This is a genomic window from Streptomyces sp. NPDC054047 (assembly GCF_055585065.1).
In genome coordinates this window covers 152,728-166,469 of record NZ_JBVJKV010000015.1, presented here as the reverse complement: position 1 = coordinate 166,469, position 13,742 = coordinate 152,728, and the positions used below count along the sequence as shown (strand labels likewise).

Sequence of the window (13,742 nt, the reverse complement as noted above, 5' to 3'; positions counted from 1 at the left end):
TGCCGTACGGTCGGAGACATGCGCATTGTCATCGCTGGAGGTCATGGTCAGATCGCGCTGCGGCTCGAGCGGTTGCTCGCCGCGCGGGGTGACGAGGTCGTCGGGCTCGTCCGCAGAAGCGGGCAGGAAGGCGACCTGCGGGCCGCCGGTGCCGAAGCGGCCCTGTGCGACCTGGAGTCGGCGTCCGTCGAGGAGGTCGCCAAGGTCCTGGAAGGCGCCGACGCGGCGGTCTTCGCCGCCGGCGCGGGGCCGGGCAGCGGGGCCGACCGCAAGACAACCGTGGACCGCGACGCCGCCGTGCTCTTCGCGGACGCCGCGGAGCGCGCCGGAGTGCGGCGTCACGTGGTCGTGTCGTCCATGGGCGCGGACCCCGCGCACCAGGGCGACGAGATCTTCGACGCCTATCTGCGGGCCAAGGGCGAGGCCGACGCCTCCGTACGCGGCCGCAAGGCCCTGGACTGGACGATCCTGCGCCCCGGCATGCTGACGGACGACGCGGGCACCGGCCTCGTGCGCCTGGAGGCCTCCACGGGGCGCGGGCCGATCCCGCGTGACGACGTGGCCGCGGTACTCGCGGAGCTCGTCGACTCGTCGGCGACGGCAGGTCTGACCCTTGAGCTGGTCAGCGGGTCCACGCCGGTGTCCGTGGCGGTCAAGTCCGTTGCGGGGAACTGACGTCCGTACGGCGAAGTCGGTCTTCTGAGGGATGTCCCACGGGCGGGGCGGTGCTTGGCTTGAGAGTGCCGCCTACGTGAGGAACGCCATGCCCGCTTCCGATGTGCCCGCCGCGCAGGAAGCTCTCCTGCGGCGGATGTACGCCGTCTTCAGTACCGAAGAGCGCGACGCGTTCATCCCCCGCTCCCTGGCGCCCGACGTGGACTGGCCGAACCTCCTGGACAACACCCGCGCCCGCGGCATCCCGGCGGTCCGTGCCTACTGGGCACGGCAGTTCGCGGTGATGCACCCCCTGGTGCACCTGGAGCGGCTGCGGCTCGACGACGACGGGCGGCGGGTCGTGGCGACCGTGCGGCCCGGGCTGCGGGACGAGACGGGCGACCACTGGGCGCCGACGACGGTCGAGCACGTCTACACGTTCCGTGACGACGGCCTGGTGAGCCGGATGGACGTACGGCAGCCGTGACCGCTCCCAGGGCCCTCACGGCGCCCTGAAGGGCCCTGAGAGCGCCTCAGAACAGCGGGAGCTGGCCGGGGAAGTCCGGGACCGTGTAACCGTCCAGAGCGGGCTGTGCGGCGCCCAGCATGGCCTGCCTGCGCGAACCCGGGCAGGAGACGAGGTCACCGCTGGCGCGCTGGCCCGGCGGATCGTGGCGGGCGAACCGACCCCCGACGACGGCGATTTCACGGCGGCACTCGGGGCAGTTCCTGCGGCGCGACGAGGTGGACGGGAGGGAGGGCATGGACGACGTGGACGACATGGCCTCAGCGTACGAAAAGACCCCCTCCGACTTGCGTTTCCGCAAGACCGGAGAGGGTCTCCTTCGTGTGGCGGCGCCAGGATTCGAACCTGGGAAGGCTGAGCCGGCAGATTTACAGTCCCCCTGATCCGTGCAGCCTGACCTGGCATTCTTGTGCGGTGCCGCCAGAGTTCCCCACACGTGCCCCACCGAGCAGATGACAAGGTCAGCCTTCGCCGAGCAACTGGACCAGCCCTGCGGCCGCATCAAGTGTGTAGGGATGGCTGTTGCCCAACACCCGCGCACGGCCAGAGACAACCTGCTTCAGTAGGTCGACTGCCTCTTCGAGCCGCCCCACCTGGTGATATGACATAGCCAGATTGTTACGCGCGGTTAAGGTTTGAAGGTGATCGCTGCCCATGACGCGTTCAAAGGCCGCGACCATCTCTTCCTCGATCACGATGGCTTCGCTGATTCTCCCTGCTTGCCAATAGGCCTTAGCGAGGTTGCCTCGGTAAGCCAGTACGTTGGGATGGTCGGTGTCAAAATCTCGTTTGCCGCTGGCAAAGACTTGTTCCAGGAGACCAATGGCCCTGCTGGTCCGCCCCCCATGCAGGTAGGAGACAGCAAGGTCGGCGCGGGCGTTCAGGGTGTAGTGGTTCGTGTCGCCCAGGACGCGTTCACTGTCGACGACAACCTGCTCCAACAACTCGATAGATTTCTTCGTCTGATCGGCATGCCGGTAGGAAATGGCAAGGTTGACGCGAGCGTTCAGGGTCTCGTGGTGGTCCATGCCGTGCAGTTGTTCATGGATGGTGACGATCTGTTCCAGCAGCTCGATAGCGTCGCTAGTCCGCCCAGCTAGCTGGTAAGAGGCAGCGAGGTCGATGCTAGAAGCCAGGGTTTCGGGGTGGCTGTGGCCTAGGAGGCGTCCGCTGTCGGCTACAACGCGCTTAGACAATTCGATGGCATTGCCGATTTGCCCGGCATGCCGGTAAGAGAAGGCGAGTCTGGAGCGGGCGGCCAAAGTACGAGGGTGGTTGGCGCCCAAGATGCGTTCACTTTTTGTGATGACTTGCCTCAACAGCTCGATAGCTTCGCTGGACCGCCCGGCCTGCTGATATGAGGCAGCAAGATTGATGCACAAGGTCAGGGTCTCGGGGTGGCTGTCGCCCAGGAGGCGTTCACTGTCTGTTTTGGTTTTCTCCAACAACTCGATGGCTTCGCTGGTCCGCCCGGCTTGCTGGTAGGAGACGGCGAGGTTCGCGCGAGAGATCAGAGTCTGTGGATGGTCATCGCCCAAGATCTCCTCTCGGTCAGTGACAACCTGTTGCAGTAGATCGATCGCTTCGCTGGACCGTCCGGCCTGCTGGTATGAGGTGGCGAAGTTGTTTCGGGCGGACAGGGTGTCGGGGTGACTGTTGCCCAGCATCGATTCGCAGTCAGTCACCATGCTTCCCCAATAGGCCAAGGCTGCGCTGTCCAGGCGGGCGTTGAGGAAACTACGGCCAGCACAAAAAAGCACAGGGTGGCACCCATACGCCCAAAGCGTGCTGCGGGCGTGTTCGTTGAGCACGGCGGTATTGGCGCGGAGCACACCAGCGAGCTCACGCTGCGTATGGTCAGGGTCGGGCCACACGTCGATGAGAGCCTCAGCTGCCACTACGGCAATCATGTGACGTGATTCTTCCGAAGTGGTTTCGCGCACCGCACGGGCAGTTAGGGCATGGATACGCACGGCCCGAAGTCCGTCGACAGATCCGTCATATGTGATCAGTCCATACCTGTCTAGCAGCCGAAGTGCCGCACGTGCTTCGTGACCGGTGACGGGCTTCAACGCTGCCCTTCGCCAACGCCACCTGATAGTTCTCTTCGGCGAGGACGCGCGACGGTGCCAGGCGAGATGGGAAGTCAAGATTGAGGTCTCCCACACAACGGCTGGGTGTCCCTCGGGGTCAAGTACCGCAGCGAGGTGGAGGGCGGCACGAGCCAGGAAGCCTAGAGGGCTTTGGTCGGTGGCATCGAGGGCAAGCAGCAGGGTGGTAGTGATTTGCCGACCGTAACGTTCGGTGTCCGCCCAGCGGGGCAGGAGATCGTCGAGGCGTGCGGCGCGGTCGGTGAACTCTTGCAGATATGCACGGCAGGGGGTGCTCTCGCGAAGCATGTATGCAGCGGCATGCCCAAGGGCCAGAGGCAGGTACCCGAGGGCCTGTGCGAGAACAATGGCCTCGTCATCGAGAAGGTGGGCCTTCCCCTCGCCGGCTAGGCGCGTGGTTAGATAATCGGCTGCCTCTTGAGGGGTATAGGCGTCAACATCGATGCGAGTCCTGCCGCCGCCCGTCAGCCGCGGGTCTTTCAGTCGGGTTGTAGCTAGTACCCAGCCGGTGCCACGCGGATTATCCGGCCACCACGGCTCGATCGTTTCTGGGGCGGTGATGTCGTCCAGGACGACCAGCCACCGGCGGTCCGTGGCGGCCAGCCACTCGAGGAAAGCCCGCGCATCCGCTTCGAGGTCGCGACCAGTGCAGCCGGGTGCCTGGACTAGGAACGCAGCCTGGGCGTAGGCGGTGAGGATCTGCTGCAGGTCGGTCGCTGGCACCCAGAGGAGCAAATCGGTGTCATCGTGGAGGGCTTCGCGGGCGTAAGCCGCTGCTAGCTGGGACTTGCCCACTCCGCCCCCACCGGACATCACCTGCACGGAGGTTCGGATTCCCGCTGCCGACTGAGCCGTCTGGGCTGACTCGGTGTTGCCGCTGGCCAGGACCACGCTCTGGCTGCGCCCTCGGGCCGCGTCGATGGTACGGCGCAACCCGTCACGCGGCTGGAACGCCGATGCCAACACAGGCACCCTCCCCACCACTTTCGGCCATCGCACTGGCGTGTGAGCCGCCGTAACGAACTGCTTCTCGACATACGTGACGCAGCTGTTGTCGCCCAGGGCCGCGGCCTTAATGTCTCGGCCTGCAGCCACGCCGTCCGCACCCGCCGACACCACAGACGACCCCTCGGTCGGCACTCCTCCGTCTTCTCCCAAGGTGGGCTTTCTACGTCGCGGCCGGGGGAGCGGGCTCATCGTTCGCTCCCCTCGCCCAGAGCGCTATCAGTAACGTCACCGCCAGTCGCGATTCCGTCCCGAAGCGCTCGCACGTCTCCGTTGTCTCGTGCGGGCGTGGTGGAACCTGGTGTGGTGGGCGGACCGGTCACCTTGGAGTTCGTGCCCAGCGCGGATCCCGTGATGTTGCCGCCAACCGCGATCCCACGACGGCCGGCCCGTACCCGTCGGCTAACAGCGGCACCCCCACCGCCGCTGCCGCCAGTACGGAATAGGGAAATGACCGAGACCAGCAGCGCGGCCAAGCTGACGACAACGCCGACCACACTCGCAGTCTGCCCAGCCGTGTCCAGATCCTCCAATACAGCTAGCAGGATCAGACCGACCGCCGTTAGACCGGTGACTACAGCCGCCATCCACACCACTACGCGTGCTGCCCCCGTCAACGGCACCAGGCCACCCACCCTTCACATCACAGCCTGATCAGGCTTGTATCGACGGAACAGCGGCGCCCCGTCAGTTCACTCGTGACGGTAGCGACACGATGCCGACCCGATACCCAGAACGAGCCAGAATGTCCCGTACGTGCGTGAACTGAGCAGTATCCTGGACTGGCGCCACCTGACTGCGTTCTTGTATGCGCCCCTCGTTCCGCCCTACGCCTGCCCCACTGGACCTGGCAGACAGCTCTGTTACGGGGTCAGGGACTCGCTCGGCTCGGCACTTTGAGACCCGTGCGCGAGAACGCTCATGACGCCCTGGCTCGCCCCCTCGCCTCCAACGGCGGTGTGGTACGCGTAAGAGATCACCGTCAGGTCGTCGTCCGCGATCTCCCAGGGCGACGTGCAGTGCAGCACCCCGCCTGAGGCGACCGGTTCTGCCGCGGTGCGATCGAGGACGATGGAGTGGACGACGACCAACGCATTGGCCGGGTAGTACCGCCGCTGCTTCTCCACCTCGGCCCTGGTCAAGATGACGTCGTTGCCGGCCGAGGTCGTCCCCTTGACCTCCACACGCAGGAGCTCTTCGCCCCGCTTCAACTCAAGGTCGTAGGACTCCCGATTGCCGACGTCCTTAACGTTCCACCTCTGCGCCTCGAAGTACGCCGTCGCCGCAGCCACGCTGTGCCGCTCGATCGCGCTCCGCTCCCCTGCGGTGAGCCGAAAGCCCTGGCCGGACCGCATGGGACGCGCGGCCCTGCGGGTGCGCCGCCCCGCCGCCGCGGCGGCAGCGCGCTCGGCTTCCAGCAACTCGGGAGCCGGGTCACCGGGGATGTGCGGAGCCAGACGCTCAGCTTCATAGACCGTGCGAAGCAAGCCGAGCATGAACAACAGGTCCCCGATCAGCACCTGTTGCGAAGGCAGCGCATCACGGGAGTACTCGATGGCGAGGACGTTCGCCGGCTCATAGCCACGGCCAAGCTCACGGGTCGCATCAAGCCGCATCTCCTCATGAAGTCCCGGCCGCTCGGCAATCTGGTCGGCGAGAACCGGGCGCGCCCACCCGACTCGGGCCCTGAGGTCCTCGACCTTGCGTGCCTTGAATTCGCCGCCGCTCCAGACGGTCGTGCCTTGAAGCAGGGACAGGTAGACGCGGTCACCGCCAGCGCTGAACAGGTAGACCACGTACCAGCCGGTTGTCGCGCTCGGCGACTGCTCACGGCCGAAGACCCGGACCCACGGGACTTCGGTCTTGAGGCCCGTACCGTCCCGCCCCTCAACACCCAGGTTGTCGGGCGGTGTGCCGAGGGCGTCTGCCAGGGCGGGCCCATGCATCCGAAGAAGCTCGGGAAGCTCTTGCCTGATGACGACACCCCGCGCCTTCATCTCCTCTGTGTTCGCGGCCGTCCACGACGGCTGAAGCTCAAGAACCTTGCTCAGGAGATCATTCACGCGCCGCACTGTAGACCCGGCCTCTGACATTGCGGCCCCAATGTCAGAAGGCTTAAAGGCCGACCGCCGCCATACACTGCCCGCAACCTGCGCCGCAGCTGATCTCGGTGACCCGCGGGATGTCCCAGCGCTACATCTAATCCAGGCGTACCAACCCTTCTTCCAGTCCTGAGGACGGGAGTCAGCGCCGATCTGGATGTTGAGGTGGCGATTGGGTGACCAGCGGGTTCCTTCCCGCTGGTCAGGACGTTGATCCTGTGCCACAGAGGTCTCGATGCCCCTACGAGCGGATGGGTGCACGCTTGGCATCGCGACGAACACTCTCAACGTGCCAAACTCGCTGCGTCCGGGCTTGTCGCACTTCGTCGGCGCCGCGTCTCGGAAAAGGCCGAGGCTAGGAAGCCGGCGCGGCCTCCTGCAGCCCGAGAGTGGCGGAACCGTCAAAACCCCGCATCTCCGCGCGGGAGCAATTTAGTCCTGACCGTGGCATCTTCACCGGGCACGAGTACCACCGGGAATTCACCCTCGCCCGGAACTGCCTGCTCGATGTCCGGCAAGTCTTCCACCCTGGCCGAGTTTATGGTCCTGTACACCTGGCCAACGTAGATACGGTTTCCACAGATTTCTGTGTAAAAATCTTCCCTCAGTCGAAAGTCGCCAAACCCTTCGCCGGTAGTCGCACGCCACCTCTCCACGCCTTCACGGGTGAATGTAACGCGGAGTTGATTCCATTTATTAGTCAGCTCTTTGCCGCTTACGAGGTGGTTGGCCAACTTGAGGCGCGCCACGTCTCCATCCTCCAATACCTCCGGAATTGGAAACGGGAATCCTGTATGGTCTTGCAGTTTGGCCAGTATGACTACATACCGCCCGTACTCCACAAGGTCGGGCATGAACTCATCAGAAAGCTCGTTCAGCTGCGCAACATCATCATTCACCGCCAGCCCCCATCGATTCCCAGGCTTTAGGTATCCCAGAAATCTGAGCGTGGGCAGCAAAACCGAGGGCAAGACACCCTCTCGATACTCAAAACTGAATGTGTGCGCGGCAGTCCTTTCCGCAACATTCAGGCGGGAGCGAACACCGAAGAACCCTGAAAGATCGGTAAATTCAACTTGCGCCCCCTTTTCGCCTCGGGAGCGCCTAGTAAGCTTCAACGGAATGGCCGCTAGTGGGTGCCCGTGCGTGTCAGCCACAACGACTGAATACCTAAGCCCATCCGGTTCCGATTGTGCCACCCCGCTCAGGGCGAACGTGCCTCCAGACCACTTGCCGCCACTACCGGCGGGCGCGTCCACTTCGATCGACTGCACAAAGTCCCCGGCCAACTCCGCGGGAACGCCATAGTCAAGTGAATCCCTGAACTCGGCTGCCGCCGCCTCGCCTTCGGGTGTCTTTGGAAAAGCGAAAGTTGCTTTTATGATCGTAGGGCGGTCGATCTCCGCGCCCGGATACCTAGGGTGCGATTCGGTGGTCACAGCACCGTCTGGTCCTACATGAAACCCGAACACATAGTGTGGATCAACTTCGTTCAATTGAGATATTACGCGCTTGATTCGATCTATTGCATCAGGGACGCCATTGGTGAGGGCTGCCTCCTCTTTATGAATTTCCCGGAGGAAATCTACAATTTCAGAATTGCTATCTCCTGTGTAGTAGCGCGCAATCTCTGGGCGGCTAGATAGCTCAGAGTCCAGCCATGTTCGCCCGCGGGTGAAGTCACTTATGAACGGATAGTCGCTTTTCAGTCCGTTGTACCATTCCAGCTCACCGGGTGTTACGTCGAGCGGCATGACCAGGTGCCAGTGCTTAGGATTGTGCGCTGAAGCCGCCTTCAGGGATCTTTTTATTTGATCCTTGCGGGATTTATTGAGCCTCCCCGTGAAGCTCTTCACTTCGTAGATGATCAGGCCGTCCCTCAAAGGGACCTGTACGTCCTTCCCGCCGTCCCCTCCTGAGCCGTCAATCCGCTGAGCATTAGGGTGAAGTCGACTGATCAGGACAGATATAATGTCCTCAATCTTGGCCGGACTAATCTCGGCCCACTGTATTGCGTTCGACATGGCCATGCCGCCTCCTGTCGACTTCAAATGCCTGCTCATTGCCTTGCACTCACTAGTATCCAGTGCGTGACCAGCTCCCGCTATGCACTTTCGTGATTGGGGTGCATGGATCGCTCCCGCCTCTTCTGCCTCCAGCCTTGCCGTGGGCGTCTCGGCTCTCAGAGGCCGTCTACAGGGCACAACGTGCGCCTACCCAGGTCGTTCCGCAGACCCTGACATTCCGTCCGGGCGCTAGTACCGGCAGACGCGCACCCTGGTCGTAACTGCAGTCCGCAGCAAGACCGTCTACCCGCCCCGAGACCGGCTCTGTACCGTGAAACAGGCCCCTTCAAGCAGCTGGAGGCAGCACTCAATGCGTGGCCTTGGAGATCACCTCAGCATCGGCGAACGAATCGCGTTCTACCGGAAGCGTCGCGGCTACACGCAGGAGGTCTTGGCCGGCCTCGTCGGGCGTAGCACTGATTGGCTAGCGAAAGCCGAGACGGGTCGCAGGAAGCCGCCGCGGATCGACATGCTCACGGAGCTGGCACGCGTCCTGCGCGTGCCACTTGGCGATCTGCTCGGCCAAACCCTTCTGGTGGAGGACGAGAAGCACCAGGACGACGTACCAGCTGTGCGGGACGCGTTGATGAGCCCCCGGCGGCTCTCGCGCCTGCTCTTCGGGCCAGAAGTCGACGTACAGCTCCCCACTCCTGCTCCGGTGGCCGTGCGCGTGGAGCAAGCTTGGAACGACTACCAGGCCGGGCGGCTTGGGAGCGTGATCGCGGCCCTTCCTGCGCTTCTCCAGACCGCGCAGGAGCTTGAGGACCGCGCGTCCCGCCGGGGAGAGGACCGCCGCGATTGCTGGGCAGTCTCTGCGCGCACGCATCACCTGGCGGCCACGACGCTCGCGAAGATCGGCGAGTCCGACGTCTCGTGGCTAGCCGCAGAACGTGCGATGCGAGCGGCAGACGAGTCCGACAATCCTCTGGTTCTTGCCTCAGCAGCGCGGTCCGGTACGCATGCGCTGCTTGCCAACGGCCGCTATGAGGCGGCTATGGAGCTGGGCAACACTACGGCAACGTGGTTGGCCTCGCAGGTGGCGGAGAGCGACCCATCCGCACTCAGTTTGCTGGGCATGATCCATCTGCGCGCCGCTGTCGCCGCCGCTCGGCACCAGGACCGCTCGACCGCCACCCAACTGCTGGATCGCGCAGAGGAGCTTGCTGACGACCTCGGTTCAGACGAAAACTACTGGCAGACAGGCTTCGGCCCTACGAACGTGATCCTTCACCGGCTCTCGATCGAGCTCGATCTGGACAACGTGTCCTACGTGGTGGAGAACGGGCACATCGACGTTGAGCACATGCCTCAAGAGCGCAGCGTCTCCCACCGCATCGACTACAGCCGTGCGCTCTCGCTCGCCGGACGTGGCGATGACGCGTTCACTGAGCTGCGCGCCGCTGAGCGCACAGCTCCGCAGCTCGTGCGGAACAATCCCAGGGTGCGCGAGACGCTACGGGACCTAGTCAAACAGTCACCCGTGAGCGGCGGTGCTCGTTCATCCGAGGTGTTCGTAATGGCTCAACGGTGCAGGGCGGTGCAGTGAGTTCGAGCAAGCGCGGAGTACTGGGTGTCGTCGGATCGGCAGCCGGCGGTGTGGAGTCGCTCCGCACTGACCTCGTCGAACCAGCGATGGAACGTGGATGGCAGACGGCCGTAACGCTGACACCCACAGCGGGTAGCTGGCTCCGGTTGAGCGGCGAAATCGAGCGGCTGGAGAAGCTGACCGGCCTCCCCGTCCGTGACGAGCCCCGTTTGCCCGGTGAGGCGCGACCACACCCAACCGTTGACTGCTACGTCGTGGCTCCCGCGTCGGCAAACATGGTCGCAAAGCTCGCGAGCGGCCTCATGGACAATCAAGCCCTGACGCAGGTGGGCGAGGCCATCGGCACTCTCGGGCTGCCGATCGTCGTCTTCCCCCGCGTGAACGCGGCGCATGCTCGCCACCCGGCGTGGCAGCGTCACGTCGAAGCCCTGCGGGAGGCCGGTGTCCGCCTGGTCTACGGTCCGGACGTATGGCCGCTGTACGAGCCTCGTGACGCGCCTCCGGGGCGTGAGCTTCCATGGGCTGCGGTGCTGGATGCCGTTGATGAAGTAACTCGATGACGGGCCGTCAACCCCGTTTACCTGCAAAGAAAGAGGGCCCGGACAGACTGTCCGGGCCCTCTGCCGTTCGCGGACTCATGCTCGTTGCATGCCAGGGATCAATGAGCGAGAGAATGAGTTAGCAGGCCTCACGTCCGCTGAACTCGCGCTGGTCGAGGCGAGTTTGCGTGAGGCGCGCGCCACCGTCGATGGGCTGCTGAGGCGCGCTGACGTACTCACCGCGAAGGTGGCGTCTCGCTACTCACGATCTCCTCAAGCCGGTCCATCCGCTCGCCGAGCAGTCGGAGAGCGTCATGGATCGAGCTGAGCTCTCCCGCCAGGGCTGTGAAAGCGGGGCTACTGCCGGGCTCAGTACCGAGCGGCGCCGCCGGGTCGCGTACGAACGTCCCGCGCCCCTGCTGGGTGAGAACCAAGCCTTCATCACGGAGTTGGCTGTACGCGCTCTGCACCGTCATGAGCTGCACGCCAAGCTTCTTGGCGAGTTGGCGCGCGGCCGGCAGTTGCTTCCCTGGCGAGTAGTCCTCGTTGTTCGGGTCCGCAATCTTCGCGCGGTACTCAGCAGCGATCTCCTTGGCCGTCTGCTTGGGCGCTTCGGGACTCAGATCCATGCCCCCGAGGGTAACCGGACCTAGGTCAATCTCAGGTCCTTCGGCGAACCTTCTTGACAGCCAGATTGACCTGGGTCAATCTGGAGTCACGCCGGAACGTGAAACCCGGAAGGGCTTCATCAACGGCAGTGAAATCTGCTTGACCTGCACCAACGCCCGGAGGGGTCCGTATCAGGCGGGTTGCCTCGAAGGAAGCGAAAGCGGCTTGAGAACTGAACAGCGTGACAAGTCGACGGGGTGAGAGTCCCCGTCCCCGTGACGGCCGGGTGATGGTCGTCCGGCGGCCCCTCTGCGGCAGGTGAACGTGTCCTGTCCTGCGTGTCAGCTCTGGAGAACGCTCCTCGGGATGATCCCTCCATCACTGGAGGTCAGCCCCTGGTGTGCCACCTGGTGCGCGCCGCCCTGCTGGCGTCAGAGCAGTGACGATGACGCGCCCGACCCTCGCGGCTCGGGGCCGCTCTCCGTGGCAACGGAGAGCGGTAAAGCCGCACCGAAACTGCTCATCGCCCTGGCCGGGTTCGACTCCCGGTCGGGGCTCTGTGGCCGTCGCGATGACGGCCGCGCCGCCGTGACAGCGGCTTCCTCTCAACGGCGGGCGCCCCCGGAGCGGCTACTCCGGGGGCGCTGTTCGGGCCGTTGCACCCTCTAAGGAGACACGACCCATGAAGTGCATCGTTGCTGGTCATACCGCCGTTACGGCGGCCGAGTTCGCGGAGCTGGCGTTGGGCCTGTCCGAGCGTTCGGCGGGGATCGACGTGGAGCTGTTCGTCGGCACGGCCGCGGAGTCCGCGCAGGACCGGGCGGCCCGGCTGGACGTGGCCCGCGAAGTTGTGGCGGAGCTGAACGCGGTGGACCCGATCGCCGCCGCGTACGCCAGGGAGTTGCTGAAGGTGAGCGACCTGCCCCGGCGGGCGCCGCGGCCCCGCAGGGCCCGCCGGGGCCATCGGCCGGCCGCGTGCAGCATGCAGGGCCTGGCGGTCGCGGCATGAGCAACGCCGGCATGCTGCATGGCCTGGCGCCTGCTCTGACGGCGCTGCGCCTGCTGGCGGTGGACTTTCCGGAGCTTCCGGCGCCCACCGTGCACGTCTCGCCGATCGACCCGACACTGCTGGAACTCTCCCTGCACTGCGACTTGGGGGCGTTCGAGCCGTGGCGGGCCGCGCTGCGCATCGCCCGCGAGGACATCAACTTCCGCACTCAGGGCGAGGGCCGGACGTGGGTGCTGTGCGCCACCGTCGACTACGCCGGCGCCCGCGTGAAGCTGCTCGCCTTTGGCGATGTGCTGCGCCGCCCCCTCCCGATGGTGGGGGGCTGCGATGCGACGTGAGCACTCGCCGGCCGAGCAGATCCATGCGTTGCAGGACCTGCAGTCCAATCTGACGCGCGTGCTGGTCGCGGTCGCGGTGGTGGCGATGGCCTTTACCGCGACGAACGTGACGCTGTTCGCCATCGAGCACCACATCCCCGCCGTGATCGCGTGGCTGCTCGATCCGATCGTGGCCGTCGCCCTGGGCGCCGTCCTGATCGTGGACGGGCGGCTCTCCGAGCACGGGGTGCACCCCTCGGGATGGGCCACCGGGCTGCGCTGGTTCACCGGCCTGAGCACGTGGCTGATGAACTGCTGGTCCTCCCTATGGCCCTCGGGGGCGCCCTTCGGGGTGCCGCGGCAGGTGGATCCGGCGGGCTTGGTGCTGCACTCGATTCCGCCTGTCCTGCTGATCGTTCTGGCGGAGGCGATCACGTTCTACCGGCGCGCGATCCTGGACCGCATCGCGGTCCTGCGTGACCAGGTGGACACCCCGCACCCGAAGGTGGACACCTCCGCCGCACCCCCGGTGTCCGCCCCGTCCATCCCGCCCGCACCGACCCCGGTGGAACGGGCGGTTCCGGACGCGTCTTCGCTGGTCATCTGCGGTGCACAGAACGTGTACACCCTGCCCGTCCCCCCGCGCCCGGACGAAGCGTCCGAGAGCGGTCGGGAGGTGGCGCGGCTGTCCACTGAACAGGCGCTGATCGTGATCGAGGAGTCCTGGGAACAGGGGGCGTCCATCCGGACGGCCGCCCGCCGGTCCACCCGCTCCCCCTCCTACGTGCAGACCGTCTACGCCCGGCTCAACGAGCGCGGGCAGGGGCCCGCGCAGCTGGCCCTGGTTCCCGGAGGTGGGGGCTGATGTCCACCGCCTACAGCAAGTGCCATGACCCCACCGGCGCCCGCTTCGGGATTCCGACCTACCCGTGGCGCTACGCCCCGGACGGGTTGGCGACTCGCCGGCAGTTGCGCGCGCAGGGGCTGCGGCCGGGCGGCCAGGCGATTGCCGCGCAGGTCATGCTGCGCCACCGCGGCCGCAAGTCCGGGGCGAAGGTGGCCTACCTCTACCGCGTGGACCGCGCGAAGCCGGTACGGCCGATGACGTCGCGCCGGTGCGGTGCGCTCGCGCTGGCGATGCTCGTCCGGCGTACCTGCCCGGTCTGCGGCGTGGTCTACAGCTACTGCCTGCCCACCTCGCTCGGCATGTGCGTGCCCTGCGCCTACCCGGACGAAAAGCACGCCGCCTGACCTGCAC

At 65.3% G+C, this 13,742-nt stretch carries 13 protein-coding genes and 1 tRNA gene; 8 read left to right on the top strand and 6 right to left on the bottom strand.

What is annotated here, in order from left to right; translation table 11 throughout:
- The first annotated feature begins 18 nt into the window (after positions 1–18).
- Together ACZ6ZP_RS39010 and ACZ6ZP_RS39005 are read left to right on the top strand one after the other, a co-directional pair.
- The gene (locus tag ACZ6ZP_RS39010) at positions 19–675 is read left to right on the top strand and encodes an NAD(P)H-binding protein (RefSeq protein ID WP_351170359.1); all 657 of its coding nucleotides are present in this window, start codon (positions 19–21) and stop codon (positions 673–675) included.
- Between the two features lie 88 nt (positions 676–763).
- On the top strand, positions 764–1,141 hold the full coding sequence (locus tag ACZ6ZP_RS39005) for a nuclear transport factor 2 family protein (RefSeq protein ID WP_351170356.1): 378 nt from the start codon (positions 764–766) through the stop codon (positions 1,139–1,141).
- Positions 1,142–1,187: 46 nt separating this feature from the next.
- On the opposite strand, the gene ACZ6ZP_RS39000 is transcribed toward ACZ6ZP_RS39005, so the two are convergent.
- The 5 genes from ACZ6ZP_RS39000 to ACZ6ZP_RS38980 form a co-directional block, all read right to left on the bottom strand.
- On the bottom strand, positions 1,188–1,436 hold the full coding sequence (locus tag ACZ6ZP_RS39000) for a hypothetical protein (RefSeq protein WP_351170353.1): 249 nt from the start codon (positions 1,434–1,436) through the stop codon (positions 1,188–1,190).
- 68 nt (positions 1,437–1,504) lie between these two features.
- Positions 1,505–1,602, bottom strand: a tRNA-Tyr gene (locus ACZ6ZP_RS38995).
- A 39-nt stretch (positions 1,603–1,641) separates the two neighbouring features.
- Positions 1,642–4,431, bottom strand: coding sequence for a tetratricopeptide repeat protein (locus ACZ6ZP_RS38990; protein ID WP_469410317.1), 2,790 nt, complete (start codon positions 4,429–4,431; stop codon positions 1,642–1,644).
- A gap of 728 nt (positions 4,432–5,159) precedes the next feature.
- Positions 5,160–6,359, bottom strand: coding sequence for an MrcB family domain-containing protein (locus tag ACZ6ZP_RS38985; protein ID WP_469410316.1), 1,200 nt, complete (start codon positions 6,357–6,359; stop codon positions 5,160–5,162).
- A 440-nt stretch (positions 6,360–6,799) separates the two neighbouring features.
- Positions 6,800–8,428 carry a hypothetical protein gene (locus ACZ6ZP_RS38980; RefSeq protein WP_469410315.1) on the bottom strand — a complete coding sequence of 543 codons (1,629 nt, stop codon included), beginning with the start codon at positions 8,426–8,428 and terminating at the stop codon, positions 6,800–6,802.
- Between the two features lie 346 nt (positions 8,429–8,774).
- Between ACZ6ZP_RS38980 and ACZ6ZP_RS38975 the strand changes: the two genes are divergently transcribed.
- Together ACZ6ZP_RS38975 and ACZ6ZP_RS38970 are read left to right on the top strand one after the other, a co-directional pair.
- Positions 8,775–10,010 carry a helix-turn-helix domain-containing protein gene (locus ACZ6ZP_RS38975; protein ID WP_469410314.1) on the top strand — a complete coding sequence of 412 codons (1,236 nt, stop codon included), beginning with the start codon at positions 8,775–8,777 and terminating at the stop codon, positions 10,008–10,010.
- Positions 10,007–10,570: a flavoprotein gene (locus ACZ6ZP_RS38970; RefSeq protein ID WP_469410313.1), complete on the top strand. Its 564-nt coding sequence runs from the start codon at positions 10,007–10,009 to the stop codon at positions 10,568–10,570. Before ACZ6ZP_RS38975 ends, ACZ6ZP_RS38970 begins: the two co-directional genes overlap by 4 nt.
- 215 nt (positions 10,571–10,785) lie before the next feature.
- On the opposite strand, the gene ACZ6ZP_RS38965 is transcribed toward ACZ6ZP_RS38970, so the two are convergent.
- Positions 10,786–11,178 carry a GntR family transcriptional regulator gene (locus ACZ6ZP_RS38965; protein WP_469410312.1) on the bottom strand — a complete coding sequence of 131 codons (393 nt, stop codon included), beginning with the start codon at positions 11,176–11,178 and terminating at the stop codon, positions 10,786–10,788.
- Positions 11,179–11,840: 662 nt separating this feature from the next.
- Between ACZ6ZP_RS38965 and ACZ6ZP_RS38960 the strand changes: the two genes are divergently transcribed.
- The 4 genes from ACZ6ZP_RS38960 to ACZ6ZP_RS38945 are packed head-to-tail and all read left to right on the top strand — an operon-like array spanning position 11,841 to position 13,735.
- Positions 11,841–12,167, top strand: a complete 327-nt coding sequence (locus tag ACZ6ZP_RS38960) for a hypothetical protein (protein ID WP_469410311.1) — start codon at positions 11,841–11,843, stop codon at positions 12,165–12,167.
- Entirely contained in the window at positions 12,164–12,505 is a 342-nt protein-coding gene (locus ACZ6ZP_RS38955) for a hypothetical protein (RefSeq protein WP_469410310.1), read from the top strand. The genes ACZ6ZP_RS38960 and ACZ6ZP_RS38955 overlap by 4 nt, the downstream gene beginning before the upstream one ends.
- Complete coding sequence (locus ACZ6ZP_RS38950) at positions 12,495–13,349, top strand: hypothetical protein (protein ID WP_469410309.1); 855 nt, start codon at positions 12,495–12,497, stop codon at positions 13,347–13,349. The genes ACZ6ZP_RS38955 and ACZ6ZP_RS38950 overlap by 11 nt, the downstream gene beginning before the upstream one ends.
- On the top strand, positions 13,349–13,735 hold the full coding sequence (locus tag ACZ6ZP_RS38945; protein WP_469410308.1) for an RRQRL motif-containing zinc-binding protein: 387 nt from the start codon (positions 13,349–13,351) through the stop codon (positions 13,733–13,735). The genes ACZ6ZP_RS38950 and ACZ6ZP_RS38945 overlap by 1 nt, the downstream gene beginning before the upstream one ends.
- Positions 13,736–13,742 lie beyond the last annotated feature (7 nt).

Coding starts and splice junctions, on each gene's coding strand:
- ACZ6ZP_RS38950 (WP_469410309.1), top strand. CDS start 12,495: ATGCGACGTGAGCACTCGCCGGCCGAGCAGATCCATGCGTTGCAGGAC.
- ACZ6ZP_RS39000 (WP_351170353.1), bottom strand. CDS start 1,436: ATGTCGTCCACGTCGTCCATGCCCTCCCTCCCGTCCACCTCGTCGCGC.
- ACZ6ZP_RS38965 (WP_469410312.1), bottom strand. CDS start 11,178: ATGGATCTGAGTCCCGAAGCGCCCAAGCAGACGGCCAAGGAGATCGCT.
- ACZ6ZP_RS39005 (WP_351170356.1), top strand. CDS start 764: ATGCCCGCTTCCGATGTGCCCGCCGCGCAGGAAGCTCTCCTGCGGCGG.
- ACZ6ZP_RS38980 (WP_469410315.1), bottom strand. CDS start 8,428: ATGGCCATGTCGAACGCAATACAGTGGGCCGAGATTAGTCCGGCCAAG.
- ACZ6ZP_RS38955 (WP_469410310.1), top strand. CDS start 12,164: ATGAGCAACGCCGGCATGCTGCATGGCCTGGCGCCTGCTCTGACGGCG.
- ACZ6ZP_RS39010 (WP_351170359.1), top strand. CDS start 19: ATGCGCATTGTCATCGCTGGAGGTCATGGTCAGATCGCGCTGCGGCTC.
- ACZ6ZP_RS38960 (WP_469410311.1), top strand. CDS start 11,841: ATGAAGTGCATCGTTGCTGGTCATACCGCCGTTACGGCGGCCGAGTTC.
- ACZ6ZP_RS38975 (WP_469410314.1), top strand. CDS start 8,775: ATGCGTGGCCTTGGAGATCACCTCAGCATCGGCGAACGAATCGCGTTC.
- ACZ6ZP_RS38945 (WP_469410308.1), top strand. CDS start 13,349: ATGTCCACCGCCTACAGCAAGTGCCATGACCCCACCGGCGCCCGCTTC.